This window comes from Arthrobacter sp. Hiyo1 (genome assembly GCF_001263615.2).
Classification (GTDB): Bacteria; Actinomycetota; Actinomycetes; order Actinomycetales; family Micrococcaceae; genus Arthrobacter.
This window is the reverse complement of sequence record NZ_DF952470.1, coordinates 393,434-397,800: the sequence shown is the minus strand read 5'-3', so window position 1 is coordinate 397,800 and position 4,367 is coordinate 393,434. Positions and strand designations below refer to the sequence as shown.

Sequence of the window (4,367 nt, the reverse complement as noted above, 5' to 3'; positions counted from 1 at the left end):
CGTCACCCTCCGCAAGAGCACGGGTTCGCCGTAGTTCCCCGGGCTCACGGCCGCTCCATCGATGACGCGATCGCGCCGGGCCGAGCGTCTGTCGCCAGTGTGACCGGCACAACAACTTAACCTTGACAGCACGGCCGCGCGGGTGTCTCATGGAAAGCGCTTACCAGATGGGAAAGCGCATACCAAGCGGAAGTTCAGTCCGATTCTTGCGATGGCGCCGCACTCCTGCTGGAAACCACACCCAAAGACGGGAAGGCCCTTCCAGTGGCCCCAACGACGTGTCCAAAGGAGGACAAAATGAAGATCGACGCGAGCAGGCAGCGAAGTTCAATCGAACCGCGACAGTCCAGCACCACGAGGAAAGCGGCAGCCAGCGGCTGGATCGGCAGCGCCCTTGAGTACTACGACTGGTTCATCTATGCACAGGCCGCCGCTCTGGTGTTTCCCGGCGTCTTCTTTCCTGCCGGAAACCCGACCGTGGCGCTGATCGCTTCCCTTGGCACATACGCCGTGGGCTACGTGGCCCGCCCCATCGGCGCATTCGTCCTGGGACAGTGGGGCGACAAGCATGGCCGTAAGAATGTCCTGGTCCTGGCGATGCTCATGATGGGCGCTTCGACCTTCGCCGTCGCACTGCTGCCTACCTACGGCCAGGTCGGCCTCCTGGCGCCCGTCCTGCTGGTCGCCGTCAGGCTCATCCAGGGCTTTGCGGTGGCCGGCGAACTCAGCGGGGCCAGCGCCATGATCGTGGAGCACGCACCTTTCGGACGCCGGGGCTTCTACGCAAGCTTCGCGCTCCAGGGCACCCAGGCCGGGCAAATTATCGCCGCCGCAGTCTTCCTCCCGCTCTCGGCCATGCTCTCCAGTGAATCGTTCAAATCCTGGGGCTGGCGCATTCCATTCCTCCTCAGCTCCCTCGTGGTGTTCGCAGGCTACATGATCCGCCGCCGGGTCGAAGAAACCCCCATCTTCACCGAAGAAAAGGCACACCAAGAGATCCCGAAGATGCCGATCGTCCGCGTGCTGCGCGAAAGCGGTCTCAACGTGGTTCGCGCAGTCTGCATGACCCTGGTCAACGTCGTCGGTGTCACCGTTGCAGTCTTCGGAGCGGCCTACGCTACCCAGCCGGGCTACGGCGTCGGCATGAGCACCACCGTCTATCTCTGGATCCCGGTCCTGGCCAACGTCGTCGCACTGGCCCTCATCCCGTTGTTCGGAGATCTTTCGGACCGGTTCGGCCGCAGGCCATTGATGATCTTCGGCTCGTTGAGCTCAGGAGTGCTGGCCTACGCTTACCTGTACGCGGTCAGCCAGAACAACGTACTGCTCACCATCGTCCTCTCGATCCTCATGTGGGGCACGCTCTACCAAGTCTGGAATGCAACGTTCGCCAGCTATTTCCAGGAGCTCTTCCCCGCCCGTACCCGCGTCACGGGATTCGCGATCTCGCAGAACATCGGCCTCGTCATCACGGCATTCCTTCCGAGTATCTTCACGGCGATCGCGCCGCCGGGATCCGCGAACGTACCGCTCATCATCGGGTCCATCTGCTTCGGAATCTGCATCATCGGCGCCGTGGCCGCTTGGTCGGCCCGGGAAACGTACCGTATCCCGCTCAATCAGCTGGGCACGCCGGACGCGACCCCGGTTCCCCGCGAGGAATACCGCCAGCTCCGGGCCGGCACCCGGTAAGCTGCGCGATTTTGCGGCTCTTCGCCGCCCATGAATGAAACGATTCACAGAAAGTGGGAACCTCGATGCGCGTCTGCTTCCGCTCCTCGGTCAAACCCAGCCATATTCCGGAGTATCGGCGCCGCCACGCGGCCGTCTGGCCGGAGATGCTGCGTGAACTCAAGGCAGCCGGATGGAACAACTATTCGCTGTTCCTGGCTGACGACGGGCTGCTGGTGGGGTACGTGGAATGCGACGATTTCGATGCGGCCCGGACCCGCATGGCCCTGACTGACGTGAATGCCCGCTGGCAGGCGGAAATGGCGCTCCTGTTCGAAAACGACGCACAGGCACCCGACCAAGGATTCGTCCAGCTCACGGAAATCTTCAATCTCGAGGACCAGCTGTTCCGGGGTTGAGGCCTTGGGTTCCGAAAACCGGGGCTTGTTTCCCATCGCCGCGCTTCAAGCTCCGGCCTGGGAAACAAGCCCCGGAATCGCGCGCCCGGCGTCACGAACCCGACCGGGTACAGCGCCAAAAGCCCTCAAACGATCGCGGAAACCCCTGTCACGGCCCGGCCCACGATGAGTGAGTTGATCTCGAACGATCCTTCATAGGTGTAGATCGCCTCAGCATCGGCAAAGATCTTTGCCATCCGGTAGTCGGTCACGATGCCGTTCCCGCCCAGGATGGATCGGCCCATCGCCACGGTTTCGCGCATACGGGCGCTGCAGTACGCCTTGGCCAGGGCCACCTGGGCCATTTGGGCTCCGCCGTGCCGCACTCCCTTGCTGTCCGTGTAGATATCCTCCTGCAGCTGGGCGATCCGCACCATCATCCCCATGCTTGCCACGGCATTTCCGAGCATGTCCACCAATTGCTGCTGGATGAGTTGGAACTTCGCCAGCGGGCGGCCGAACTGCTGGCGGTCAAGCGCATACTGGCGGGCGACGTCGAATGCCGCCAACTGCTGCCCCACGGCCTGCCAGGCCACCATGAGCCGTGATCCGCGCAGCAGGTGGTTGGTGTCCGCGAAACTGTTGATCCCGGAAAAACGATCTGCCTCGGCAACCCGGACGTCTTTGAGGACAATGTCAGCGTTTTGCACCGTACGCAGGGCGATCTTGTTCTCGATCTTGGTGCGGGTCACGCCAGGCAACGTGCCGTCCACGATGAAGCCGCGAATAGCGCCGTCGGCCTCGTCCCGGGCCCAGACCAGCATGTGGTCGCAGAACGTCCCGTTACCGATCCAGCGCTTGGCGCCGTTCAGCACCCAGTAGTCGCCGCCGTCGTCGGCTCCCCCGGGGATCCGGCGGGCCACAGTCTGCAGGCCGCCGGCCACGTCGGATCCGTGATCCGGTTCCGTGAGCGCAAACGCACCAGTGGTCCGCAGATTGGAGGCGTCGTCGAGGTAGCGGTCCTGTTGATCCTTGGAGCCGAACTCGTACAGCGCCTCGATGAAAAGGTCGTGGTGGACCATGAAGAACGTGGCAATGGAGGTGTCCACGCGGGTCATTTCCGCGATCACGAGCCCTGCGAACAGGTTGCTGTAGCCGCGGTGCGTGGGGGTGCTCAGGCGAAGGGCCGCGAGCTTGGGCAGGATGTGCGCCGGGAACTCAGCTTTGTCCCACCAATCCTCGGCATACGGCGCGATTTCCGTGGCCAGGAATTGCCGGAGCTCGTTGAGCTTGCGCTGTTCCTGGACGCTGAGGAGGGACTCGAAATCGAAAAAGTCTGCCGAAGGCAAGGAAGGCAGCGAACCAGCCGGGTGTTCGACGGCGGCCGCGAGCTTGTGCGTCTGGCTCACTTCGGTGCCATCCGGATTGCGCCGTCGAGGCGGATGGTTTCGCCGTTGAGCATGGCATTCTCCACGATGTGCGCCACGAGGTTGGCGTACTCGGCGGGGCGGCCAAGACGCGCCGGGTGCGGCACCTGCTGGCCCAGGGAGAGCTGGGCGTCCTGGGGCAAGCCGGCCAGCATCGGGGTTTCGAAAATGCCTGGAGCAATGGCCATGACGCGCACCAGCGAGCGCGCAAATTCACGGGCCAGGGGCAACGTCATCGCGGCCACGGCCCCCTTGGACGCGGCATACGCAGGCTGTCCGATCTGGCCGTCGAAAGCCGCCACGGAGGCTGTGTTGATGATGACTCCGCGTTCCTCGCCACCGAGTTCGGTGGACGCAGGTTCGTTCCGGGCCATCGCGGCGGCAGCGAGGCGGATCACGTTGAAGGTCCCCACGAGGTTGATCTGGATGACCCTGTTGAAGTTCTCGAGCGGCAGCACACCGTCTTTGCCCAGTACTTTGCCCGGGGTTGCTACGCCAGCACAGTTGACCAGGATCCGGAGCGGGCCCAGCGCGACGGCAGCATCGACGGCGGCCTGCACCTGCTCTTCGTTCGTGACGTCGGCGGGGACGAACACGGCCCTGCCGTCGGCTCCCGCGGCATTGAGTTCGGCGGCGAGGGACTCGCCGGGAGATGAGTGGAGGTCAAGCAGCACTACCGACGCTCCGGCGTCGAGCAATCGCCTTGCGGTTGCGGCCCCCAAACCCGAAGCCCCGCCGGTTATCAACGCAACTGCGCCCTTGATGTCCATCCATCCTCCTCGATGCAGAACCAAAATCCGTTAATGAATGTTAACTGAATCACTTTGATTGTGCACTGGTGAGGGGCCTGCGGCCAAGCGCGCGGCGTTAG

The 4,367-nt window shown here is 63.5% G+C and carries 4 protein-coding genes; 2 read left to right on the top strand and 2 right to left on the bottom strand.

What is annotated here, in order from left to right:
- The first annotated feature begins 297 nt into the window (after positions 1-297).
- Positions 298-1,692 (top strand): MFS transporter, encoded by a 1,395-nt coding sequence (locus AHiyo1_RS10720; protein ID WP_059388559.1) that lies wholly within the window; start codon positions 298-300, stop codon positions 1,690-1,692.
- Between the two features lie 65 nt (positions 1,693-1,757).
- Complete coding sequence (locus tag AHiyo1_RS10715; protein WP_059388558.1) at positions 1,758-2,090, top strand: L-rhamnose mutarotase; 333 nt, start codon at positions 1,758-1,760, stop codon at positions 2,088-2,090.
- Between the two features lie 125 nt (positions 2,091-2,215).
- Here AHiyo1_RS10715 and AHiyo1_RS10710 read toward each other — a convergent pair whose 3' ends face one another.
- Positions 2,216-3,478, bottom strand: a complete 1,263-nt coding sequence (locus tag AHiyo1_RS10710) for an acyl-CoA dehydrogenase family protein (protein ID WP_059388557.1) — start codon at positions 3,476-3,478, stop codon at positions 2,216-2,218.
- Positions 3,475-4,266: an SDR family NAD(P)-dependent oxidoreductase gene (locus AHiyo1_RS10705; protein ID WP_059388556.1), complete on the bottom strand. Its 792-nt coding sequence runs from the start codon at positions 4,264-4,266 to the stop codon at positions 3,475-3,477. The genes AHiyo1_RS10710 and AHiyo1_RS10705 overlap by 4 nt, the downstream gene beginning before the upstream one ends.
- Between the last annotated feature and the right edge of the window lie 101 nt (positions 4,267-4,367).